Below are 21,630 nucleotides of genomic sequence, written 5' to 3'. Positions count from 1 at the left end.
TCAAGTGACAAACAGGTTACGCCCCTATGACAATAATGTGACAGCGACAAGGCGGCTTCGCCCCCCGAACGCACCCCCGTCTAATCCATTGCAAAATGCAACGCGGTGCGTAAGCTGCCCGCCAAAGACAAATGGGAGACGAGATCATGGCAGACAGTGCGACCATGGAACGCGCGAGCAGTACGGCGGATGCAGCGGTCGATCAGGATGTGCTGATCGTCGGCGCGGGCATTTCAGGCATCGGCATGGCCGTGCACCTGCAGACCCACGCCCCCGACCGCAGCTTTACGCTGGTCGAGCGCCGCGCCGACTTGGGAGGCACGTGGGACCTGTTCCGCTATCCCGGCATCCGGTCGGACAGCGACATGCACACGCTGGGCTTCGTCTTCGAACCGTGGAAGCACGAGAAGTCGATCGCCGACGGTCCCGCGATCCTCGACTATCTGAACCGCATCGTCGACGAGCGCCACATCCGCGAGCGCATCCGTTTCGATCGCAAGGTGGTCGGCGCCGACTGGGACAGCGCGGCGGCGCGCTGGACGGTGACGATGGAGGACGAAGCGGGCGGCACCTCGACGACGACCGCGCGCTGGCTGTACCTCGGCGCGGGCTATTACGACTATGACTCGCCCTTCGACGCCGATTTCACCGGGCGCGACGATTTCCAGGGGCAGATCGTCCATCCGCAATTCTGGCCGAAGGACTTCGATTACAAGGATAAAAAGGTCGTGGTGATCGGATCGGGCGCGACCGCGGTGACGATCGTTCCGGCGATGACCGATCCCAGGAACGGCCCCGGCGCGGCGCATGTCACGATGCTCCAGCGCACCCCGACCTGGTTCGCGATCCGCCCCGCCAAGGACGGCATCGCCAATTTCCTGCGCAAGATCCTGCCCGAGCAGCTCGCCTACAAGATCACGCGCTTCAAGAATGTGAAGATGCAGGACATCGTCTTCCAGAAGGCGCGCACCAAGCCCGAGAAGGTCCGCGACTTCCTGACCAAGCAGGTCCAGAAAACGCTGGGCGACCGCTACGACGCCGAAGCCTTCACCCCGCCCTACAATCCGTGGGAGCAAAGGCTGTGCCTGGTTCCCGACGCCGATTTCTTCGAGGCGATCAAGCGCGACAAGGCGTCGGTGGTCACCGACCATATCGAACGCTTCGACGCCACCGGTATCCAATTGAAGTCGGGCAAGCATCTCGATGCCGACATCATCGTCACCGCGACCGGGCTCAGCCTCGCGGTCGCGGGCAAGATCCCCGTGCGGGTCGACGGCGACCTCGTCGACTGGAGCGAGCATTATTATTACAAGGCGTGCATGTTCTCGAACGTCCCGAATTTCTCGGCGGTGTTCGGCTATCTCAACGCCAGCTGGACCTTGCGCGCCGACATCGTCGCCGAATATGTCTGCCGCGTGCTCAACCATATGCAGGCGACCGGGACGACGGTCGCGACGCCCGTGCTCCCCGATCCGGCGAGCCTGACCGAGGAGAATATCTTCGACTTCTCGTCGGGCTATATCCAGCGCTCGCTGCACATCATGCCGAAGAATGCCGACAAGCTGCCGTGGCGGCTCAACCAGAATTATCTGCAGGACCGCGTCGACATGCGCACCGGGACGATCGACGACGGCGTGCTGAGCTTCGCCAATGCGCGCGCCGCGGCGGCCGAGACCGAAGCCCCGGCGCTCGAAGCCGCCGAATGATCAGGCGGGCGGGGCGGGGCGCTTCGCGCGGCGCCGCCTGACCAGCCAGAAGATCAGCCCGCCGATCGCCAGCAGTACCAGCGGCACGACGATGCGCGCGGTCTTCGCGACCGAGTCGTAAGTCTCGATGGTCGCCAGCGCCTCGGGCTTCGTCGGGCTCGCAACGACGTTCCACTCGGTGATCCGCATCGGCGCGTCATTCTCGGCATAGAAGCGCAGCGACACCGTCGTCCACTTGGCCCCGGCGTGGCCGACGACGACGACGTCCTCCTGCCGCTGGCTCAGCCCCGGCGTCGCATTGGTTTTCCATTCATAGGAGGCGAGCTGCCAGGTCGCGGCCCCTTCGGGGCATTCGCGCGGCAGCAGCGGCGCGGCCTCGACCGCGGTGTTCGCAATCTCGGGATGGAGCAGGCTCACCGTGCTCGCGGGGTCGGTGCAGAAACGCTCGCCGATGGCGATGATTTCCTTTTGCCGCTCGGGCGAGACCATCTTGTCGAGCGCCGCCTGAAAGCTGCACCCCGCCAGCAGCAAGGCCAGCAGCCCCACGAACCCCGTCCCAATCGCACGCATCGCACCCTCCCCCCGATGTCCGACCCGCCCCGATGATGGCGGATCACCGGGCCCGAAGCCAGCGCGTTCATGCCTCGCCCCGCTGCCCCGATCTGTGCTGCCGGACACACCCCGCGCGCCGGTCGCAACCATATTGGCAGCAATATTTCTCGAGCTCCCGACTTCTTAAGTGCACTCACGATATTTACTCTATTCACAAACTATAATAGTCTGCTTGCGATCAGGGGGAGGTCGCATCATGAAATTTTCGGAAACGATATTTGCTCGATTACCGCTTCGCAGCATCGCACTCGCGCTGGCGGCGCCGCTTCTTCTCGCCGGCTGCCAGGACGGCGGCTATGGCGACAAGAAGGAAGTCGCCGCCGCGGGCGGCTGCCCCGAGGGCTTCGGTTGGGCCGAGGGACTGCAGGGCTATCTGAGCCCGACCGCGACGATGCCGACGACGATGAGCGCGACCGCCAACGACTGCCTGTTCAACCAATGGTCGTGGGAAGCCTTTGTCTGGGCCAATGCCCCGATCGACGGCACGCCGCGCTTCCTGACCTGGCAGGTCCCCGACGACCTGCTCACCAACACGTCCGAGGTTCCGCGCACGTCGCTGCTGCGACTCGACGCGCATATGAAGCCGCTGCACATGGCCGACGGCGCACCCAGCCAGGACGGGGCGATCGTCGAGGCCGACGGCAGCATGCTGATCGGCCCGAACGGCTATCCGGTCTATGCGTCGAGCCACATGACCTCGAATTATTTCGACGTCGTCAAACGCAATCTGATCGCCACCGGCGCCTATCAGAATAACCCGAACCAGGACGATTATTTCAGCGTCGGCGACGCGATCGTGAAGGCGACCTGGTACCGGCTCGCCGCCGGCGAGGCGGCGCCCGCGGGCGCCTATACGACGCAGGCCGAGGTGCCGGTGCTACAGAACAACTGCAACGGCGCGAGTTGCGCCGTCGTGCCGAGCGGCAAATATGAGACGGTGACCGTCGCGCTCGTCGGCATGCACGTCGTCGGCTATACCGAGAACCATCCCGAGTTCGTCTGGGCGACCTTCGAGCACAAGCTCAACGCGCCGATGTTCCCCGACAACACGTTCGTGTTCGACGCGAGCCAGAGCAACCCCAATAATTTCACCTTCTACAAGGCGGGGACGCCCTATTCGCAGCAAGCTTTGCTCGTCGAGACCAACACCAACCCCGCGACGGTCAGCTTCGACGCTGCGACGGGCAAATTCTCGCCGGCGACGCAGGTCGTGCAGATGAACCAGACCGGCGGCGACACCCAGCCGAACGGCCCAACGAACATCACCGCGATCAACACCGCATCGCAGGGGGCGGCCAAGAATTTCCCGAACAATTCGCCGCTGCAGAATTACAATCTGATCGGGACGGCGTGGTTCAAGCCGAACACCTATGTCACGACCAACGCGAATTGGGCGAGCCTCAACCAGACCAATGCGGTCGGCGCGATCAGCCTGATGAACACAACCGCGGAAACCTTCCTGCAGAGCGCCAAGGGGCAGCAGGGCAATAATTGCTTCGAATGCCACAGTGCGACGAGCTTCTCCTATCAGGGCATCCAGCCCAAGGCGCTGACGCCACGCCGCATCGCGATCAGCCATCTGGTCGCGATGGGCTCGGCCTATGAAGTGCCGAACACGCTGCCGGTGAAATCGGGTGGAACCGTACCGGCACCGGCCAAGGTGGCGCCGAAAAAATAGAGCTGCACTGGGTCGCAGTCGCGTAACCCCGGGTCCGATAAAGGCCCGGGGTTATGTGTTTTGGGATAGATGGCGGGTTTGGGGTGGATTCGAGACCTGAACCCCTCCTCTTCAGAGGAGGGGCCGGAAATGGCCAGTTTCACCCGAAAGCGGCCGCACTGCACCCGATCAAATCAATGCGCGCAGAGGCGCAGAGACCGCAGAGAAGAAAGATCGTCCTTCTCTGCGCCTCTGCGCGAATATTCTAAATAATCTGCAGCAGCTGCCGCCCTTGCCCCACCCCTCAGTCCACATGCTCGGGCTTGCCCTTGGTCGAACCCTTGGCGAAATCCTCGAGCTGCTTTTCGGTCATGCTTTCGGCCATTTCCTTCGACGCACCTTTCAGCTTCGATTTGGGCGTATCGCCGCGCTTGGCGCTGAGCGCGGCACCCGCGGCTTTCTGCTGGGCCTTGGACTTGGCTGGCATCGTCTTTCTCCTGCCTGCTCCCCGCTATCCGTTAACGATCGTCCCGCCGTTGGGATGCAGCACCTGGCCCGACATATAGCTGCTGTCGTCGCACGCGAGGAACAGGAAGCAGGGCGCGACCTCATTGGGTTCGCCGGGGCGCTTCATCGGCGTGCTTTCACCGAAGGTCGCGACCTTCTTCGCGGGCGCGCCGCCGCGCGGGTTGAGCGGGGTCCAGATCGGGCCAGGCGCGACGCCGTTGACGCGAATGCCCTTCCCCACCAGATTTTCGCTCAGCGAGCGCGTGAAGGCGGTGATCGCACCCTTGGTCGCGCTATAGTCGAGCAGGCCCGCCGAGCCCTGGTACATGGTGACGCTGGTGCAATTGACGATCGCCGCGCCCTTTTTGAGATGCGGCAGCGCCGCCTGCACCAGATAGAACATGCCGAAGATATTGGTCGCGAAGGTTCGCTGCAGCTGCTCGGGACTGATGTCGCCGATGTCCTCGGCGGGATGCTGCTCGCCGGCATTGTTGATGAGGATGTCGAGCCGGCCGAGCTTCTCGACGGTCTTCGCGACGATCTTCGCGCCCGCATCGACCTTGCCGACATCGGCCTTGATGATGATCGCGCGCCGGCCCTCGGCTTCGACGATCGCCGCGGTTTCGACCGCGTCGGCGCGGTTGTCGCGATAGACGATCGCCACATCGGCGCCCTCGCGCGCGAAGAGCGCAGAGACCGCACGGCCGATGCCGCTGTCGCCCCCGGTGACGATCGCAACCTTGCCGCCCAGCCGCCCCGATCCCGGATAGCGCGGCTGCCACTTGGGCGCGCGGTCGAGATCGGCTTCGCGGTCACGGGGCGGTTTCCGGATCGTCTTGCCCGCGCCGACCTCTTTCTTCAGCTTCGCCGCGGCGCGCTTCTTGCCTTTCTTTTCGGCCGGGGTTTCGCCGACCTTGCCGGCTTTAGGTTGCTTGGCCATGGTTGATCCTATCGGGTGGGGAGGAAATCGCGCGCGTAATCGGGCTTCACGACCCGCGCGAGTTTCGCCGTGATTGGCAGGTTGATGCGGTAATCGCCCTCGGCATAGGCGCCGATCTCATAGGGCGCGATCGCGATCGTCATACGGTCGATATGGCGCCCGTCGGACGAGCCGAGCCAGACAGTCTGCGCCGACGCCGGCGGGCATTTGGCGAAGGCAGAGTCGGACTCTTCGCCGGGAGGCTGGATGCCCTTCGCCGCCTTTGCGCGCTTGATCGCGGCGCAGAAATCGTCGCGGATCGCCGCGTCGAACGCCCCGCCGCTGGTAAACAGGTCGAGCGGCGCGCGCCTTTCGCCGGTGTTGCGGTCCCAGATCAGCGTGTCGAAACTCGTCATGCCGTGCGCACCGCCGGTATAGGTGTCGATTTCGCTCGACAGGCTCAGGAAGCGCGGGGTGTTCGCGACGCGCTGCCATTTCTGGAGATGGCTGTGCGCGCGATAGGGAAAGCCCTCCTGCTGCGCGAGCGCCTGGTCGCGGCGCGATTCGGCAACCAGCGCGTCGCGCTTGGCCGCGCGATCATTGTCGAGCCACTCGGCGAGCCGCGGGATCTGCGCCGCGTCCACGGGATAGCTATAGGCGAACTCCATCAGCTCGCTTTTTTCCTCGACATTCGACGCGGTGGCATCGGCGGCCTTCAGGTCGTCGGACGCCCCCGGCGGCGCGCCCGGCACCTTCGCGGCGGCCTCCTTTTCGGCCCGGGTCGGCGCGGGTTCACCCGAACAGGCCGAAATAAAGAGGATCGCCGGGACGAGCGCCGCGGCGAAGCGGCGGGGGGCAGTGATCGTCATCCCCGAACAACGCCGGGAATCGACAAAGTTTCCGTGTCAGCCTAGCAACCTGCGCATGATCGACTATTCCGACCTGATCCAGCCCGACAAGGGGCAGGCCGCGCGCGCCATCCATCTGGTGGACAAGAAGAGCTACGACGGCTGGCTCAACGGGCGCAGCGCGCGCGAGCGCGCGCATCTCGCCGCGGTCGGGTTCAAGCCCGACGCCTTTGTCCATGCGATCCTTCCCGGCGACGATCCCGAGAAATGGGGCGTCGTCACCGCGGTGGCCAGCATCGACAGCCTGTCGACCTGGTGCCTGGCCAAGCTGGGCCAGATCCTGCCCGAAGGCCGCTACCGCGTCGAAGGCGCGCAGCCGGGCAAAGCTATGTTCGGCTGGATGAGCGGCCAATATCGCTTCGACCTTTATCGCCCCAAGGCCGAGCCGCGCGCGCCGCGCGTGCTGCTGACGAGCGACGTCGCCGCGATCGCGCCGATGGTCGCCGAGATGCGCGCGACCGCGCTGGTGCGCGACATGGTCAACACCCCCGCCGCCGACATGGGGCCCGCGGCGATCGAAAAGGAAGCCGAGCGCATCGGGAAGGCGCATGGCGCCAAGCTGACCGTCACCAAGGGCGAGGCGCTCGAACAGGGCTATCCGATGATCCACGCGGTCGGGCGCGCGGCGGCGAAGCACCATGCGCCGCGGCTGATCGAGATCGTCTGGGGCAAGGACAGCCACCCCAGGGTCGCGCTCGTCGGCAAGGGGATCAGCTTCGACAGCGGCGGGCTCGACATCAAGCCCGCGGCGGGCATGCGGCTGATGAAGAAGGATATGGGCGGCGCCGCGCATGTGCTGGCGCTCGCCGAGCTGGTGATGGCGAGCGGGCTGCCGGTGCGCCTGCACTGCCTGGTCGCCGCGGCGGAGAATGCGATTTCGGCCGACGCTTTCCGCCCCGGCGACGTGCTGAAGAGCCGGTTGGGGCTGACGGTCGAGATCGGCAACACCGACGCCGAGGGGCGGCTGGTGCTCGGCGACGCGCTGGCCAAGGCGAGCGAAGACAAGCCCGAGCTGATCGTCGATTTCGCGACCTTGACCGGTGCCGCGCGCGTCGCGCTCGGTCCCGACCTGCCGCCGCTCTTCGCCAATGACGATGCGCTGGCGGAGGCGATGCTCGCGGGCGGCATCGAGCGCGACGACCCGCTGTGGCGCATGCCGCTGTGGGACGGCTATGCCGACCTGCTCGAGACCGACATCGCCGACCTCGGCAACGCCGGCTCGTCGCCCTTCGCCGGGACGATCACCGCCGCGCTGTTTCTCAAGCGCTTCGTCGGCGAAGGCATCGTCTGGGCGCATATCGACACCTTCGCCTGGCGCCCCTCGGCGAAGCACGGCCGGCCCAAGGGCGGCGCGGCGCTCGGGCTGCGCGCGACATGGGCGATGCTGCAGCTACGCTACGACCGGCGGCGCAAGAGCGATCCGGCTTGATAAAGGCCATGCCGCTGGGCTAATGCGCCGCGATTGGGCGCCGGACGGCGGTTTTGACGACATATCGGGACAGCGAGTGACAGCAGAGGGCGAACATCTGGCGGCGGGTCGCATCCGCATGGGGCGGCCCGGCGCGGCCGGCGCGGGGCGCGACCGTTTCGGGCTGAGCGGGACGTCGCAAAGCTATGACCCGCGCGTCGTCGCAATCCGCCCCGACCTCGCCGATATCGCGGTCGCGGGGCAGCATTTCGCGCCGCATTATGCCGCACCGATGATGAGCAGCTGCGTGCTGCCCTCGGCGGTGCTGCGCGGCGCGCCGTCGCTCGACGCCGACCAGACGAGCGAATTGCTCTACGGCGAAGGCTTCGCGCTACTCGACCTCACCGGCGGCTGGGCGTGGGGCTATTGCCTCGCCGACCATTATGTCGGCTATCTCGCCGCCGACGCGCTCGGCGCGCCGATCGCGCCGACACACCGCGTGCGCGCGAGCGAAGCTCTGCTGCACAGCGCCCCCGACGCCGCGAGCGGCGGATCGGCGGTGCTGCCGCGCGGCGCGCTGGTGATGGGCGTGGCCGAGGGCGAATGGCTCGCGACCGCGCATGGCTATCTGCCGCTCGCCGCGCTGGTCGAGGCCGATGCCGAGGAGAGCGACGCGGCCGCGATCGCCGAGGACCTCGTCGGCGCCCCCTATCTATGGGGCGGACGCACCGCCGCGGGGATCGACTGCTCGGGACTGGTCCAGCTCGCCTGTGCGTCGGCGGGCGTGCAGCTGCCGCGCGACAGCGACCTGCAACTCGCATCGCTCGGCGCCGACAAGGATGTCGATCCGGCCGCGCTCAAGCGCGGCGACCTCGTCTTTTTCCCCGGCCATGTCGGGATCATGGCCGACGCCACCAACATCATCCACGCCAGCCGACGATGGATGGCAGTGAAGGTGGAGCCGCTGGCCGACGTGATCGCACGCTCGGCCGCCAAGGGACATGAGCCGCCGGTGAGCGGCACTAAAAGACTGGCATAACATCATGACACAGACGGTTTTCATCGACGGCGCGGCGGGAACGACGGGCCTCGAAATCGCCGAACGCCTTGCAGGGCGGAACGAATTTTCGCTGCTGACGCTGGACGAGGCGCGGCGCAAGGACGCCGAGGCGCGGCGCGAGGCGCTGAACGACGCCGATTTCGTGATCCTCTGCCTGCCCGACGCCGCGGCGATCGAGGCGGTGACGATGATCGCGAACGACCGCACCAAGGTGATCGACGCCTCGACCGCGCACCGCGTCGCGCCGGGCTGGGCCTATGGCTTTCCCGAGCTGACCGCCGGGCAGCGCGATGCGATCGCGGCGGCGGCGCGCGTCAGCAACCCCGGCTGCTATCCAACGGGTTTTCTCGCGCTCGTCGCGCCCTTGGTTGCGGCGGACATCGTCGCGAAGGACGCGCGGCTCAGCGTCAACGCGGTGTCGGGCTATTCGGGCGGCGGCAAGGAGCTGATCGCGCGCTTCGAGGCCGGGCCCGACATCGGTTTTCGCAGCTATGGCCTGTCGCTGGCGCACAAGCATGTGCCCGAGATGCAGGCGGGCGCGGGCCTCGCCTATCCGCCGCTGTTCGCGCCGGCGGTGGTGCCGGTCTATCGCGGGATGCTGGTCGAGGTGCCGCTGATGTTCGACGCGCCGACCGCCGACGCCGCCTATGACGCGCTCGCGGCGCATTATGCAGGGTCGGCGCTGGTCAGCGTCCGCCGCGCGGGCGACGAGAGCGAGCTGTTGCTGCGCAAGGACGACGCCGCGACCGACGCGATGGAGTTAATGCTCTATGCGAGCGCCGACGGCCGGCAGCTCCGCCTCGTCGCGCGGCTCGACAATCTCGGTAAGGGCGCGAGCGGCGCGTGCGTGCAGAATCTGAATATCATGGCGGGCCTGCCCGAGACCGCGGGGCTGCGCCTCTAAGGCCTCAGTGCACCGTGCCGAGCACGTCCTCGATCGACAAATAGGTGATCAGCCGCTCGATCTGCCGCCAGCGCGCGAAGTGGATATGGTTGCCGAGCACGCGATATTGCTCGGCGCGCGCCGCCGCGGCATAGCCCGCCTCGTCGCCGTGGCGCGCGATCATCGCATGCGCCTCGTCGACCGCGGCGCGGTCGGGCAGATAAGGTGCCGGCAGTTCCATGGTGTCCCCGATCATGTCGGGCACCGCTCTACGCGTGCCGCCTCACCGCGCCGTTCCCAATAGTGCTGAACGCGTGGGTAAGGTTAATCGCGGGCAGCCTTTGGTTAACCATGCCGTGCCCGCGTTTCGCCTCTTTGCCACCGCGCGCCGCCCGTGTAGACAGGCTGCCATGCGCAAGATCCTGAAATATGTCCTCCTCGCCCTGCTGCTGATCCTGATCGTCGGGGGCGTCACGCTCTACATCCTATCGCGGCCCGATGTGGCGCGCTTTTCGGTCGCCGAGACGAGCGGCCGGGTCCCGGTGATGGGCGCGCAGGACGCGCAGACCATTCCCACGACCAACGTGCCCGAGGCGACGAACTGGCCCGCGGGTCAGGCACCGCGCGCCGCGGCGGGCCTCGCCGTCCAGCGCTTCGCCGAGGGGCTCGACCATCCGCGCACCATTCTTGTGCTCCCCAACGGCGACGTGCTGACCGCCGAAAGCCAGAGCCCGCCGCGCGACACGTCGGGCATCGAGGGCGCGGTGATGAGCAAGCTGATGACCAAGGGCGGCACCGGTCGCCGCCCGTCGGCGAACCGCATCACCCTGCTCCGCGACGCCGACGGCGACGGCAAGGCCGAGGTCAAGACCGCCTATATCACCGGCCTCAACTCGCCCTATGGCATGGCGCTGGTCGGCGACACGCTCTATGTCGCGAACACCGACGCGCTGCTCGCCTTCCCCTATGTCGCGGGCGAGACGAAGATGAGCGGCAAGCCCACCAAGATCGTCGACCTGCCCGCCAAGGGCACCAACCGCCACTGGACCAAGAGCCTGGCGGCGGCGCCCAACGGCTGGCTCTACATCGGCGTCGGCGCCGATTCGAACATCGGCGAAAAGGGCATGAACCGCGAGTTCCGCCGCGCCAGCGTGCTCGAGGTGCGGCCGGCGCAGAAATATATCCGCACCTTCGCTGCGGGCATCCGCAATCCCGTCGGGATCGCCTTCTATCCCGGCAGCGACCAGCTGTGGACCGTGGTCAACGAGCGCGACATGCTCGGCAGCGACCTGGTCCCCGACTATCTGGCCGAGGTCGACGAGGGCGATTTCTATGGCTGGCCCTGGTATTATTGGGGCGGCTTCGTCGACCCGCGCGTCGCGCCCGAAGGCGAAGATCGCCGCCAATATGTCCGGCGCCCCGAATATGCGCTGGGCGCGCACACCGCGCCGCTGGGCATGACCTTCACCCAGGGACTCGACCTCGGCGAGCGCTTCGCGAACGGCGCGCTGGTCGCCCGCCACGGCTCGTGGAACCGCGAGCCGGTGTCGGGCTATGACGTGGTGTTCGTGAAATTCGGCGCCAACGGCAAGCCGGCCGAGGCGCTGCCGATCGCGCTGCTCGACCAGTTCCTCGGCAAGGACGGCAAGACCACCCGCGGCCGGCCGGCCGACGTCAAGGTCGCGAAGGACGGCAGCGCGCTGATCGCCGACGACACCGGCGGGGTGATCTGGCGGGTGGCGAAGGCGGGGTGAGCTTTGCCTTGCTATGGCACCGGGTCGACTTTTACCGCCTGCTTCAAATCTCGCCCTGCAGCTTCGAGTTCGACGCCAAATTTCATGCCTTCATCGGCGCACCGTTGCATCGACGAATCCAATTCAGGTTGAAGCGATGCCGCATAGTCAGCACTGAACAGATCGGCGAGTTTCAATGAGGGGTGACGACCTCTAATCTTGCCGACAAAATAGTTTAGCACGCCTGTTAGGCCGAGCTTTAATTCAACTGGAGCGTCATCCGGAAGCGTACGCCAAGCGCGACCAAGGACACCTAAGCAAATCGCATCAGCTTTGTCCTGAGAAGTAAATCCTGAAGGCGCCGCATAGGTCGGGATGGCTACGCACACGAGCGCCGTAGCCATCAAAGAACCGACCAGTCGTCGGCAACCCCTCATCTCAACTACACCCGCATCGGCATCAGGACATAGAGCGCCGGGCTCTTCTCGCTTTCGCGGATCAGCGTCGGGGCGTTGGCGTCGGCCAGATGAAGCTCGACATTGTCGCCGTCGACCTGCCCGAGGATGTCGCTGAGGTAACGCGCGTTGAAGCCGATCTCCATCGCCTCGCTGTCATAGACCGCGGCGAGTTCCTCGGCGGCGGTGCCGTTCTCGGGGCTCGTCACCGACAGCGTGATGCGGTCCTTGTCGAGGCCGACCTTGACCGCGCGGGTCTTTTCGCTGGCGATCGTCGACACGCGGTCGACGCCCTGGAACAGGCTCTTCGGGTCGACCTTGAGCAGCCGGTCGTTCGCGGTCGGGATGACGCGGCTATAGTCGGGGAAGGTGCCGTCGATCAGCTTCGAGGTGAGCACCGCGTTGCCGAGCTGGAAGCGGATCTTGGTCGCCGACAGGCTGATCTCGACATTGCCCTCGGCCTCGTCGAGCAATTTCCGGATTTCGCCGACGCATTTGCGCGGCACGATGACGTCGGGCATCGACGCCGCGCCGTCGGGGCGCGTCACCGTGTAGCGTGCGAGGCGGTGGCCGTCGGTCGCCGCGGCCTTCAGCACCGGACCCGTCGCATCCTCAGCGACGTGGAAGAAGATGCCGTTCAGATAATAGCGCGTTTCCTCGGTCGAGATGGCGAAGCGCGTCTTGTCGATGATCTCGATCAGCTCGGCGACGGGCAGCTCGAAATTGGTCGGCAGGTCGCCTTCGGCGATCATCGGGAAATCGTCGCGCGGCAGCGTCGGCAGGTTGAAGTTCGAGCGGCCGGCCTTGACCTGCATCTTGCCCTCGGCGGCGGCGAGGCTGACCTCGGCGCCCTCGGGCAGCTTGCGGGCGATTTCGAACAAAGTGTGCGCCGAGACGGTGGTGGTGCCGGCGGTTTCGACCTTCGCGGCGATCGTCTCGACGACCTGCAGATCAAGGTCGGTCGCCATCAGCTTGAGCTGGCCGGTGGCATCGGCCTCGATCAGCACGTTCGACAGGATCGGGATGGTGTTGCGCCGTTCGACCACCGACTGGACGTGGCCGAGGCTCTTCAGAAGTACCGCGCGTTCGATCGTCGCTTTCATTTGTATTCCGCCATCCTAATGCTCGTGCGGGAGAAGCCCCTGGAGGGTCAAGGGCGCCGCGGGCATGAATGCCCCGATTCCCTGCCCCCGAAAATGTCACCCATCCTTAACGCGCGCGTGGCGGGGTGCAAGCCATGCTTGCAAAGCATCCCCAATCGCGCAATCGAGGCGCGATGCGCCGCCTCCCTCCCCTTTTGCTCATGCTGGCGGCGGTGCCCGCCATGGCGGCTGCAGCGCCGCGCGCCGCGCTCGGCATCTTCGACGGCTGGGGCGCCTTCCGCGACCCCGCCACGCCGCGCTGCTATGCGATCGCCGCGCCCTCGGCGACCGTCGGCACGCCGCAGGTGAAGGCCTATGCCAGCGTCGGTTACTGGCCCAAGTCGCGCATCCGCGGGCAATTCTATATCCGCCTGTCGAAGGCGCGCCGCGCCGACGCCGAGCTGCGGCTGACGATCGGCAGCCGCCGCTTCGTCCTGACCGGCAACGGCGCGCACGGCTGGGCGAGCGACGCGCGCATGGACGCCGCCATCGTCGCGGCGATGCGATCGGCACCGAGCATGAGCGTCGAGAGCGTGTCGGGCAGCGGCGGGTCGATCGCCGACACCTATCGCCTGCGCGGCGCCGCGACGGCGATCGACGCGGCGGCGCTGGGATGCGCAAGGCTGGGCTGAGGCCGGACGGGAAAAGCGCATAATTCCGCCGAACTTCACTGTGGAATCATGTTCTGCGGGACGATTCCATGCCGTCACTCCGGGCTTGACCCGGGGCCTGTCTTTCTTTGCGGCATCGGAAGAAAAGGCGGGCCCCGGGTCAAGCCCGGGGTGACGAATGGAGAGGAATGGCGGAAAACTGCGCAACTTTACACTGGAATCGCGGTTCGCCACGCCGGCGACGGGTGCCGGGCAGGCAAGGCATGTCACACGGGCGCAACGGGCTGGAGAAGCGATGGTCGTCATCCATCAGCTTGGATCACAAACGAATATTTTAGGAAAGCGCTTTTTGCGGGCGTCGCCATCCTAACCCAAGTGAAAGGAAAAGCCGCTAGGAGCCGGCCTAGGATGGCGGGGCGGAGCGGCATGGTGGTCGGCGGTATTGTGCGGAAATTGGGATTTCGCTGGATCTTCCCGATCGGGACGATGCCGATCCCCTATCACCCGCTGATCGGGCTCGCCTTTTCCTTCGGGCCGATCCTGTGGGTGGCATGGCTCGCGCTGTCGGCGGTGATCGAGCCCGGCGGCAGCCTTGCCTGGTGGCAGCCTTTGCTCGCCGCGCTGTTGCTCGGCATTCCGATGTCGATCCCGATCATCGCCTGGGGCATGATCGCCTTTCGTGCGCATCTGGCACAGGCGGTGCTGATCGCCGGGGCGATGCTGCTCGTCGCCATCGACGTCGTCACGGGGCGCGCGGCACCCTGGTGGGGCCTGCTGCCGCTGGGGTTCGCCGCGCTCTATCTGGTCCAGCGTCTCGGCGGCAAGAAGGCGCTCGCCGAGTTGCAGCGGGGCGCCGCCGAATGGGCGACGATCGACCCCGGCGACAGGCTGCTGATCGTTCCCGCCGAGACCGACACCGGTGCGAGGGCGCGCCAGTTGGTCGAACGATGCAATGTTGCGCGTGCGCTGTCGTTGCCCGGCGCTGAAGGACATCGGGGCAAGGCCCGCCGCGTCATGCTGCACCGCCTGTCGGACGCGGGCATGGCGCAGCTCCGCGCCGCGTGCGAAGGCGTCGCGCCCGCGGGGTGGCACTGGCCGCGCGAAGGCAAGCCGCCCGTCCTGCAACGCCCGGTGGACGAGGATTTTGACGCCGACGTCGATACGGCGCTGACCGTCACCTCGGGACGCCACGAGGTGCCGCTGGGACTGGTGACCGGGCCGATGTTTCGGATCCGTGTGTCGGGCGCGGAGGGCGACCGCACCGTCGTGTGGGGCCGCGCGCAGATCGTCGGACGGTTGCCCGTTTTCACCGTCTTCCATTGGACCGCGATCCTCGGCGGCAAGAGCGAATGGCATATCGGCTTCCTGCGCGACCGGCCGGTGCCGCTGGGCCCCGAGTGGAGCAACGAATATGTGATGGTGCCCAAGGCCTTCGTTCCGCGCCCCGCGGACGGTGGCCGCAACGACGATGCGCGGCTGTTCGCCAAGGACGGCCCGGTCACCGCCGCGATGATCGCCGCCGCGGAGACCGAGCGCGAGCGCGTCGCCGCCTTCTGGCGCGAAATCGCCGAAACGCCGTTGGCCGACGCCGACACCGCGGCGGCGCAGCGCCTGCGAAGCGCGAACGGCCTGTTCCGCCCCGGCGATGGGCTGCGGCTGGTCGCCTGGCTGAAGGCCGCGCGCGACGGGCGCCATTTGCGCAACGTCCGCCGCGCCGCAGCGCTGCTCGAGGCGCTGCCCGAGGAGGAATTCGCCGCGACGGGTCCGGCGCTGTTCGACATCGTCAACAGCCGCGTCCTCGCGGGCGAGTGGGAGATCGGGCCGCAGCTCGACCTCAAGAAAGTGCCCAGGGATTGCCCGCGCTTCGGCAAGGTCGGCGGCTATGGCCTCGCACTGTACGAACCGCGGCTCTACACGCGCTACGCCCGGCTCGGGCCCGAGGAAGCCGCGCTGGTCAGGGCGCTGGGCGACTCGCTCGATGGCCATCATTTCCTGAAGTGAGCGGGCGCGTCAGCGCGGCGGCGAGGAAGTCGAGCACCAGCCGCACGCGCGGCACATGCCGCAGCCGCTCGTGGGTCAGCAGCCACAGCCCGGTGGTATCCTCGCTCTTGGGCGGGATGCAGCGGACAAGGTCGGGTTCGCGGTCGGCGAGGAAGGCGGGCAGGATGGTGAGGCCCATGCCCGAGCGCACCCCGGCGAGCAGCCCGGTGCCGGTGTCATATTTCATCACCACCGACTCCTCGAGCCCGTGCTGGCGCAGCCACGCCTGATAGGGTTCCCAGACATAGCCGCCGCCGCCGATAAAAGGATGCATCGCCAGTTCCTCGCGCGTGTGCGGGATGCCGTGGCGGTCGGCATAGTCGCGGCTGCAATAGACGGTCCACGGATTGTCGGCGATGCGCCGCCCGACGAGGCCGCCGCCGCTCGGCTGCTTGCTGCTGCGGATCGCGATATCGGCGGCGCCGGCGGCGAGGTCGCGCGGCTCGTCGGTCGTGTCGAGATGGATGTGGATACCGGGATGCGCCGCGCGCAGGTCGCGCAAGATCGGCGGCAAGATCGTCACCGCGAAGATCTCCATCGTCGTCAGGCTGACCGTGCCGCCGGCGTCGCGCGACTTCGCGCCGGCCGCGTCGCCGAAGCGGTCGGCGGCGTCGCGCACCGCAGCCGCGCTCGCCAGCATCGCCTCGCCGACCGGGGTCAGCGCATAGCCCGCCTGCCGCCGCTCGAAGAGGTTGAGCCCGGTCGCTTCCTCGAGCGCGGCGATGCGCCGCGCGACGGTGGTCTGGCTGACGCGCAGCGCCTGCGCCGCCGACAGCGTGCTGCCGGTCTCGGCGACCGCGAGAAAGGCCTTGAGATCGTTCCAGTCGTACATGGCGTCTTGTGCGACATAATGGAGCGCGCGCCATTCTGCAATTTTGCAGAATGACCCGGCAACATCGTTGCTCCCGCGGCGTCCTCCCGAGGCCTATTTGTGTCCTACCGGCTTCCTCCCCTCCCCTTCAGCCGGACGATGGAGACATGAGATGAAAAAGCTTCTGATCCTCGCCGCGCTCGCCACCGCCTCGGTCGGCCAGCCCGCTTTCGCCCAGGACGCGCCCGCGAACCCCAGCGTCGTCGTCCAGCACAAGGACCTCGACCTCGGCACCAGGGCGGGTGCGAAGACGCTCGACCGCCGCATCTGGCGCGCCGTCGTCGAAGTCTGCGGACCCGTTTCGAATTTCGACCTGGCGGGCACGAACGACGTGCGCGAATGCCGCCGCGAAACGCGACTGCTCGCGACCGCGAAGGCCGAGGCGGTGATCGCCGGCATGGCGCGCGCCGAACCGATCCGGGTGAGTTCGATCCAGAAATGATCGGACGACACCGGACCGATCATTCCAATTTCGTCATTCCCGCGAAAGCGGGGCCACCATATGCGCCGAGTGGCAATGTTGACATCGCACTCGCTATCAGCCGTCCGGCCGCTTTCAGGCGAGCCGGCGGCTGTAGCGATAGGTCAAGACTGCTTCATGCCAGATGGAAAAGGCGCTCCGCATTGCGGTGGAAGATACTGGCGCGCTGATCGATGCTCAGTCTCGCCCCTTCGATGAAGGCCACCGCATCGCGTGAACTCTCATAAGGGTAATCGATCGCCCACATCATATTCTCGATTCCCGCGGTCTTGATCACCAGGTCGAGCACGTCGGGAGCCTCGAAGCCGCTGGTCGTCACGGCAAAATTGCGCCGGAAATACGCGCTCGGCGCCAGCGACAGCGGCTTCATCCGCCCGTCCTTGGCCCGGCGTTCCGCCATATGGTCGAGACGCCACATCCAGAAGGGCAGCGCTTCGCCCATATGGCCGAGGACGATGCGCAGTCGAGGATAGCGGTCAAACACGCCGCTGAGGATCATCCTCACGGCATGCGTTCCGGCCTCGACTCCGAAACCCCAAATCGACCCGCCCATGCTATAGTCGCGAAACGGAGCCGCCATGCCGTTCGATGGTGCGCGCGGGTGCAGATAGATCGGCCGGTCCAGCGCCTGCGCGGCCTCCAGAATCGGCGCGAAGCGCGGGTCGTCCAGATAGAGATTGCCGGTGTGGGAGTTGACGATGAAACCGTTCAGCCCGAGCGTGTTCACCGCGCGCTCCATCTCCTTGGTGGCCCGCACCGGATCTTGCGGAGCGAAGCAGGCCAGTCCGGCGAAGCGCCGGGGATGGCGCGAGATCGCCGCGGCGAGATGATCGTTGGTGGCGATGGCCAGCGCGCTTGCCGCAGCGGGCTCGAACATCTGGACTCCCGGGATCGTGACCGAGAGAATCTGCACATCGACGCCCGCCTGATCCATGTCGGCGAGGCGCTCCGCATCGAGGTCGAGCAGTTGCCGGCGAAACCGGTCCTGATTGGAGCCCGGGCGCGGATTGTCGAAGATCGAGAGAATGCCGGTCTGCACATCAAGGCTCGACCCGGGATCGGCCCGCGCGATCTCCAGCCAGGCCTTGACGAGTTCGGGTGTCGCGAACGCCTCTTCGGTGGCGATTTTGCGGATCGGGGCCTTACCAGCCTGACCGCCCGCCGATGTGGTCACGCCCGCCACCGCGAGCCCCGTCGTTCCGGTCAGGAATCCCCGACGACTCGTGTCCATGGTCGGCCTCCGTAACCGTTTCCTACATGTCCTATGCCAAAACCGACAGCCGCTTTACCGAAACTTGGACATGCTCTCCCATTCGGATCAACGAAGGCCCTCCTCCTCGCGAGGCGGTGTTCAAATGGTCACCTCCAGTGAGTTATAATATCGGTGTACCCGCGAAGGCGGGAATGACGGTCATGTTTGCATCGAGGCCTGAGCGCGCCCGTCGAATTCGGCGCGCGCCTCCTCGACCGCGCAAAGATGCGCCTCGGCCCATTGCCAGACACCGCAAAAGGCCTCGCCGAGGCTGTGGCCCAGCCCGGTCAGCCGATATTCGACCTTGGGCGGGATCACCGGGTGGACGGTGCGGTGGACCAGCCCGTCGCGCTCCATGGCACGCAGGGTCTGCGTCAGCATCTTCTGGCTGATCCCCGGCACCAATTGCGCCAGCCGCGTGAAGCGGCACTCGCCATGCTCCTCGAGCACCTCCAAAGTCAGCAGCGTCCATTTGTCGGCGACTCGGCCGATCAGCTCGTTGACCAGCGCCTCGACGCGCGGGTCGACCGGCGCGTCGGGGTCGTAGGAATTTTTTTTGGGGCTGTGCATCGCGGAAAATCCAAAACTCTCTTTTCGGTAACTATAGCACTTTTGGGTGCCTTCTTCCTTTTGGAGAGTATAGGGGTATCTAGCCGGTCTCACTAGCCCCCAATGGAGGAAGACCATGAAGACCACAGGCAACACCATCCTCGTCACCGGCGGCGGTTCGGGCATCGGGCTGGCGCTCGCGCAGCGCTGGCACGACGCGGGCAACCGCGTGATCGTCACCGGGCGCGACGCCGCGAAGCTCGACGCCGCGGTCGCGGGGCGCGCGAATATGGCAGTGGCGGCGCTCGACGTCACCGACGCCGATGCGATCGCGGCCTTCGCGAAGGACATCGTCGCGCGCTATCCCGGCCTCAATATACTGGTGAACAACGCCGGGATCATGAGCGCCGAGGATGCGAGCACGCGGCGCGACCTGACGCATGCCGAGGCGACCGTGATCACCAACATCCTCGGCCCGATCCGGCTGATCGACGCGCTGGTCGACCATCTGGCGGCGCAGGGCGACGCGGCGATCGTCAACGTCACCTCGGGCCTCGCCTTCGTGCCGCTGCCGGGGGCGCCGACCTATTCGGCGACCAAGGCGGCGATGCACAGCTATACGGTGGCGCTGCGCATCCAGCTTGAGGGCAGGGTCGAGGTGATCGAGCTGGCGCCGCCCGCGGTGCGCACCGACCTGACCCCCGGCCAGTCGACGCGCGAGGGCTATATGCCGCTGAGCGACTTCGCCGACGAGGTGATGGGGCTGTTCGCAGAGGTGCCGACGCCCGAGGAGATATTGGTGCAGAATGTGCTGCCGCTGCGCACCGCCGAGGCGAATGGTACCGTGCCGCAGGTGCTGGCGATGCTGAAATCGCTCTGACCCACGCCATCCCCTCCCGCCAGGCGGGAGGGGATATTGCGCATTTCTCCCGCGTTGAGACACTTAGTTACATAAGCGCTTGCCCAAGGCCCCGACTCAGCGCATGATCCCTCGCGAACCATACGGAAAGACGCCCTCACGGCGCGCCGTTCGGTCGCAAACGGCAACGGAGAGGGAGATGCCGGAATGACTGTAACCAGCCGCTGTGATGCGGAAGCCCGCGAGCGGCACCGGACGCTCGATTTCATTGGCCTGCGCGCGCATGCGACCACCGTCGGGCTGATCCAGCTATGCGAGGAACTGCTCAACGCGGGCATATTGACCGCCGAGGGACTCGAGCGGATCAAGGGCGCGATCCGTTCAGAACTCACGGTGTGCAACGCGCGCATCTCGAACCAGCCGACTTTCGACGACACGCTGAAGCGCCGGCTCGACGCGATCTTCCCCAAATGCGCGGGCGTGCCGCCCGAGGAAGCCGTGGGCTGCGCCGAGCCGTTTGCGGAAGCTTTGGGCGAAGCGCGGGCGCACTGACCAAGGTTTATCCCTCCCCTTCAGGGGAGGGCAGCGAGACTTGCCAGCTTGCTGGCTTAGTCGCAGCGGGTGGGGTTTCGCAGCCTTGCGCCACATTGCGAGACCCCCCCTCCCCTGAAGGGGAGGGGCTTAACGTTGCACAAATCGCCCTTCCCCCCTATATCGCCGCGCATCATGCAGATCCCCGGCCATATCGATCCCGTCACCACGGGCACCGTTCCCTTGCGCGGGGGCAACCGCATCGACCTGGTCGGGCTGACCCGCGACGCCATCGGCGGCGTGCTGGTCGAGGCCGGGCTCGACGCCAAGGCGGCGAAGCTGCGCGCCAAGCAGATCTGGCACTGGATCTATCACCGCGGTGTCAGTGATTTCGAGGCGATGACCGACATCGCCAAGGCGATGCGCCCGTGGCTGACCGACCGCTTCATCATCGGCCGCCCGACGGTGCGCGAGGCGCAGGTGTCGAGCGACGGCACGCGCAAATGGCTGCTCGCCGCCGCCGACGGCCAGGAATATGAGATGGTGTTCATCCCCGACGCCGATCGGGGAACGCTCTGCGTGTCGAGCCAGGTCGGCTGCACGCTCAATTGCCGCTTCTGCCACACCGGGACGATGCGCCTCGTGCGCAACCTCGGCGCGGGCGAGATCGTCGGGCAGGTACTGCTCGCGCGCGACGCGCTCGGCGAATGGCCCAAGGGCACGATGGCGGGCTTCGGCCCCGATCCCGAGGATGACGACGCCGGCGAAGACGTCGGCCACTACACCGCCGACGGCCGGATGCTCACCAATATCGTGATGATGGGCATGGGCGAGCCGCTGTATAATTTCGACGAGGTCAAGGGCGCGCTGAAGATCGTGATGGACGGCGACGGGCTCGCGCTGTCGAAGCGCCGCATCACCCTCTCGACCAGCGGCGTGGTGCCGATGATGGCGCGCGCGGGTGAGGAGATCGGGGTCAATCTTGCGGTCTCGCTGCACGCGGTGAACAAGGAAATCCGCGACGAGATCGTGCCGCTGAACCGCAAATATGGCATCGAGGAGCTGCTGCAGGCGTGCGCCGATTATCCGGGCGCGAACAATGCGCGGCGCATCACCTTCGAATATGTGATGCTGAAGGACAAGAATGACAGCGACGACGACGCGCGCGAGCTCGTCCGGCTGATCAAGCAGTATAAATTGCCCGCGAAGGTCAATCTGATCCCCTTCAACCCCTGGCCCGGCGCGCCCTATGAATGTTCGACCCCCGAGCGGGTGCGCGCGTTCAGCAGCCTGATCTTCAAGGCGGGGATTTCGGCACCGGTGCGCACCCCGCGCGGGCGCGACATCATGGCAGCGTGCGGACAGCTCAAGAGCGCCGCGACCAAGCCGACGCGCGCCGAACTCGACCGGATTGCCGAAGAGAAGCAGGTCGCGCTCGGCTGAGCG

22 protein-coding genes are annotated in these 21,630 nt (G+C 66.5%); 12 read left to right on the top strand and 10 right to left on the bottom strand.

All coding sequences use genetic code 11. The annotated features are described in order from the left end of the window. Positions 1–146 precede the first annotated feature (146 nt). Entirely contained in the window at positions 147–1,706 is a 1,560-nt protein-coding gene (locus tag AC1RNQ_RS17375) for a flavin-containing monooxygenase (RefSeq protein ID WP_493173093.1), read from the top strand. Here the strand turns inward: AC1RNQ_RS17375 and AC1RNQ_RS17370 are convergent, their stop codons facing one another. After that, complete coding sequence (locus tag AC1RNQ_RS17370; protein WP_493173092.1) at positions 1,707–2,276, bottom strand: hypothetical protein; 570 nt, start codon at positions 2,274–2,276, stop codon at positions 1,707–1,709. A gap of 238 nt (positions 2,277–2,514) precedes the next feature. On the opposite strand from AC1RNQ_RS17370, the gene AC1RNQ_RS17365 reads away from it, so the two are divergent. Then, positions 2,515–3,996, top strand: coding sequence for a hypothetical protein (locus AC1RNQ_RS17365; protein ID WP_493173090.1), 1,482 nt, complete (start codon positions 2,515–2,517; stop codon positions 3,994–3,996). A gap of 283 nt (positions 3,997–4,279) precedes the next feature. Here AC1RNQ_RS17365 and AC1RNQ_RS17360 read toward each other — a convergent pair whose 3' ends face one another. From AC1RNQ_RS17360 to AC1RNQ_RS17350, 3 genes are read right to left on the bottom strand one after another with little or no spacing between them, the layout of a single operon-like run. Beyond that, entirely contained in the window at positions 4,280–4,462 is a 183-nt protein-coding gene (locus AC1RNQ_RS17360; RefSeq protein WP_037511241.1) for a DUF3008 family protein, read from the bottom strand. 24 nt (positions 4,463–4,486) lie between these two features. After that, positions 4,487–5,422, bottom strand: a complete 936-nt coding sequence (locus AC1RNQ_RS17355) for an SDR family oxidoreductase (protein WP_493173088.1) — start codon at positions 5,420–5,422, stop codon at positions 4,487–4,489. An 8-nt stretch (positions 5,423–5,430) separates the two neighbouring features. Further along, complete coding sequence (locus AC1RNQ_RS17350) at positions 5,431–6,270, bottom strand: DUF4163 domain-containing protein (protein ID WP_493173086.1); 840 nt, start codon at positions 6,268–6,270, stop codon at positions 5,431–5,433. 55 nt (positions 6,271–6,325) lie between these two features. Between AC1RNQ_RS17350 and AC1RNQ_RS17345 the strand changes: the two genes are divergently transcribed. From AC1RNQ_RS17345 to argC, 3 genes are all read left to right on the top strand, one after another. After that, on the top strand, positions 6,326–7,738 hold the full coding sequence (locus AC1RNQ_RS17345; RefSeq protein ID WP_493173084.1) for a leucyl aminopeptidase family protein: 1,413 nt from the start codon (positions 6,326–6,328) through the stop codon (positions 7,736–7,738). 76 nt (positions 7,739–7,814) lie between these two features. Further along, complete coding sequence (locus AC1RNQ_RS17340) at positions 7,815–8,756, top strand: C40 family peptidase (protein ID WP_493173082.1); 942 nt, start codon at positions 7,815–7,817, stop codon at positions 8,754–8,756. A gap of 4 nt (positions 8,757–8,760) precedes the next feature. Continuing rightward, complete coding sequence (argC, locus tag AC1RNQ_RS17335; protein WP_493173080.1) at positions 8,761–9,681, top strand: N-acetyl-gamma-glutamyl-phosphate reductase; 921 nt, start codon at positions 8,761–8,763, stop codon at positions 9,679–9,681. A gap of 4 nt (positions 9,682–9,685) precedes the next feature. On the opposite strand, the gene AC1RNQ_RS17330 is transcribed toward argC, so the two are convergent. Continuing rightward, entirely contained in the window at positions 9,686–9,916 is a 231-nt protein-coding gene (locus tag AC1RNQ_RS17330) for a hypothetical protein (RefSeq protein ID WP_493173323.1), read from the bottom strand. Positions 9,917–10,070: 154 nt separating this feature from the next. Here AC1RNQ_RS17330 and AC1RNQ_RS17325 point away from each other — a divergent pair, with 154 nt between their 5' ends. Then, positions 10,071–11,414, top strand: coding sequence for a PQQ-dependent sugar dehydrogenase (locus AC1RNQ_RS17325; RefSeq protein ID WP_493173078.1), 1,344 nt, complete (start codon positions 10,071–10,073; stop codon positions 11,412–11,414). Positions 11,415–11,425: 11 nt separating this feature from the next. Here the strand turns inward: AC1RNQ_RS17325 and AC1RNQ_RS17320 are convergent, their stop codons facing one another. Next, positions 11,426–11,797, bottom strand: coding sequence for a hypothetical protein (locus AC1RNQ_RS17320; protein WP_493173076.1), 372 nt, complete (start codon positions 11,795–11,797; stop codon positions 11,426–11,428). 38 nt (positions 11,798–11,835) lie between these two features. Continuing rightward, a complete protein-coding gene (gene dnaN / locus AC1RNQ_RS17315; RefSeq protein ID WP_493173074.1) occupies positions 11,836–12,951 on the bottom strand; it encodes a DNA polymerase III subunit beta in 1,116 nt (371 codons plus the stop codon). Positions 12,952–13,124: 173 nt separating this feature from the next. Here dnaN and AC1RNQ_RS17310 point away from each other — a divergent pair, with 173 nt between their 5' ends. Both AC1RNQ_RS17310 and AC1RNQ_RS17305 read left to right on the top strand, forming a co-directional pair. Further along, positions 13,125–13,622: a hypothetical protein gene (locus AC1RNQ_RS17310; RefSeq protein ID WP_493173073.1), complete on the top strand. Its 498-nt coding sequence runs from the start codon at positions 13,125–13,127 to the stop codon at positions 13,620–13,622. 387 nt (positions 13,623–14,009) lie between these two features. After that, the gene (locus AC1RNQ_RS17305) at positions 14,010–15,602 is read left to right on the top strand and encodes a hypothetical protein (protein ID WP_493173071.1); all 1,593 of its coding nucleotides are present in this window, start codon (positions 14,010–14,012) and stop codon (positions 15,600–15,602) included. On the opposite strand, the gene AC1RNQ_RS17300 is transcribed toward AC1RNQ_RS17305, so the two are convergent. Further along, complete coding sequence (locus AC1RNQ_RS17300) at positions 15,556–16,473, bottom strand: LysR family transcriptional regulator (protein WP_493173069.1); 918 nt, start codon at positions 16,471–16,473, stop codon at positions 15,556–15,558. The genes AC1RNQ_RS17305 and AC1RNQ_RS17300 overlap by 47 nt on opposite strands. Positions 16,474–16,624: 151 nt before the next feature. Here AC1RNQ_RS17300 and AC1RNQ_RS17295 point away from each other — a divergent pair, with 151 nt between their 5' ends. Then, positions 16,625–16,954, top strand: coding sequence for a UrcA family protein (locus AC1RNQ_RS17295; RefSeq protein WP_493173067.1), 330 nt, complete (start codon positions 16,625–16,627; stop codon positions 16,952–16,954). 154 nt (positions 16,955–17,108) lie between these two features. On the opposite strand, the gene AC1RNQ_RS17290 is transcribed toward AC1RNQ_RS17295, so the two are convergent. Together AC1RNQ_RS17290 and AC1RNQ_RS17285 are read right to left on the bottom strand one after the other, a co-directional pair. After that, entirely contained in the window at positions 17,109–18,224 is a 1,116-nt protein-coding gene (locus AC1RNQ_RS17290; RefSeq protein ID WP_493173065.1) for an amidohydrolase family protein, read from the bottom strand. Positions 18,225–18,404: 180 nt separating this feature from the next. After that, complete coding sequence (locus tag AC1RNQ_RS17285; protein WP_493173063.1) at positions 18,405–18,815, bottom strand: winged helix-turn-helix transcriptional regulator; 411 nt, start codon at positions 18,813–18,815, stop codon at positions 18,405–18,407. 115 nt (positions 18,816–18,930) lie between these two features. Between AC1RNQ_RS17285 and AC1RNQ_RS17280 the strand changes: the two genes are divergently transcribed. The 3 genes from AC1RNQ_RS17280 (at position 18,931) to rlmN (ending at position 21,627) form a co-directional block, all read left to right on the top strand. Further along, entirely contained in the window at positions 18,931–19,674 is a 744-nt protein-coding gene (locus AC1RNQ_RS17280; RefSeq protein ID WP_493173061.1) for an SDR family oxidoreductase, read from the top strand. Between the two features lie 186 nt (positions 19,675–19,860). Continuing rightward, positions 19,861–20,205: a hypothetical protein gene (locus tag AC1RNQ_RS17275; RefSeq protein WP_493173059.1), complete on the top strand. Its 345-nt coding sequence runs from the start codon at positions 19,861–19,863 to the stop codon at positions 20,203–20,205. 174 nt (positions 20,206–20,379) lie between these two features. After that, the gene (rlmN, locus tag AC1RNQ_RS17270) at positions 20,380–21,627 is read left to right on the top strand and encodes a 23S rRNA (adenine(2503)-C(2))-methyltransferase RlmN (protein WP_493173057.1); all 1,248 of its coding nucleotides are present in this window, start codon (positions 20,380–20,382) and stop codon (positions 21,625–21,627) included. Positions 21,628–21,630 lie beyond the last annotated feature (3 nt).

The organism is Sphingopyxis sp. GW821-FHT12F08, assembly GCF_058806755.1.
The sequence above is the reverse complement of the archived record's forward strand: the minus strand, read 5'-3'. Positions and strand labels throughout refer to the sequence as shown.

Coding starts and splice junctions, on each gene's coding strand:
- AC1RNQ_RS17300 (WP_493173069.1), bottom strand. CDS start 16,473: ATGTACGACTGGAACGATCTCAAGGCCTTTCTCGCGGTCGCCGAGACC.
- AC1RNQ_RS17280 (WP_493173061.1), top strand. CDS start 18,931: ATGAAGACCACAGGCAACACCATCCTCGTCACCGGCGGCGGTTCGGGC.
- AC1RNQ_RS17355 (WP_493173088.1), bottom strand. CDS start 5,422: ATGGCCAAGCAACCTAAAGCCGGCAAGGTCGGCGAAACCCCGGCCGAA.
- AC1RNQ_RS17360 (WP_037511241.1), bottom strand. CDS start 4,462: ATGCCAGCCAAGTCCAAGGCCCAGCAGAAAGCCGCGGGTGCCGCGCTC.
- AC1RNQ_RS17370 (WP_493173092.1), bottom strand. CDS start 2,276: ATGCGTGCGATTGGGACGGGGTTCGTGGGGCTGCTGGCCTTGCTGCTG.
- AC1RNQ_RS17275 (WP_493173059.1), top strand. CDS start 19,861: ATGACTGTAACCAGCCGCTGTGATGCGGAAGCCCGCGAGCGGCACCGG.
- rlmN (WP_493173057.1), top strand. CDS start 20,380: ATGCAGATCCCCGGCCATATCGATCCCGTCACCACGGGCACCGTTCCC.
- AC1RNQ_RS17325 (WP_493173078.1), top strand. CDS start 10,071: ATGCGCAAGATCCTGAAATATGTCCTCCTCGCCCTGCTGCTGATCCTG.
- argC (WP_493173080.1), top strand. CDS start 8,761: ATGACACAGACGGTTTTCATCGACGGCGCGGCGGGAACGACGGGCCTC.
- AC1RNQ_RS17330 (WP_493173323.1), bottom strand. CDS start 9,916: ATGATCGGGGACACCATGGAACTGCCGGCACCTTATCTGCCCGACCGC.
- AC1RNQ_RS17305 (WP_493173071.1), top strand. CDS start 14,010: ATGGCGGGGCGGAGCGGCATGGTGGTCGGCGGTATTGTGCGGAAATTG.
- AC1RNQ_RS17320 (WP_493173076.1), bottom strand. CDS start 11,797: ATGGCTACGGCGCTCGTGTGCGTAGCCATCCCGACCTATGCGGCGCCT.
- AC1RNQ_RS17345 (WP_493173084.1), top strand. CDS start 6,326: ATGATCGACTATTCCGACCTGATCCAGCCCGACAAGGGGCAGGCCGCG.
- AC1RNQ_RS17295 (WP_493173067.1), top strand. CDS start 16,625: ATGAAAAAGCTTCTGATCCTCGCCGCGCTCGCCACCGCCTCGGTCGGC.
- AC1RNQ_RS17375 (WP_493173093.1), top strand. CDS start 147: ATGGCAGACAGTGCGACCATGGAACGCGCGAGCAGTACGGCGGATGCA.
- AC1RNQ_RS17350 (WP_493173086.1), bottom strand. CDS start 6,270: ATGACGATCACTGCCCCCCGCCGCTTCGCCGCGGCGCTCGTCCCGGCG.
- dnaN (WP_493173074.1), bottom strand. CDS start 12,951: ATGAAAGCGACGATCGAACGCGCGGTACTTCTGAAGAGCCTCGGCCAC.
- AC1RNQ_RS17290 (WP_493173065.1), bottom strand. CDS start 18,224: ATGGACACGAGTCGTCGGGGATTCCTGACCGGAACGACGGGGCTCGCG.
- AC1RNQ_RS17365 (WP_493173090.1), top strand. CDS start 2,515: ATGAAATTTTCGGAAACGATATTTGCTCGATTACCGCTTCGCAGCATC.
- AC1RNQ_RS17285 (WP_493173063.1), bottom strand. CDS start 18,815: ATGCACAGCCCCAAAAAAAATTCCTACGACCCCGACGCGCCGGTCGAC.
- AC1RNQ_RS17310 (WP_493173073.1), top strand. CDS start 13,125: ATGCGCCGCCTCCCTCCCCTTTTGCTCATGCTGGCGGCGGTGCCCGCC.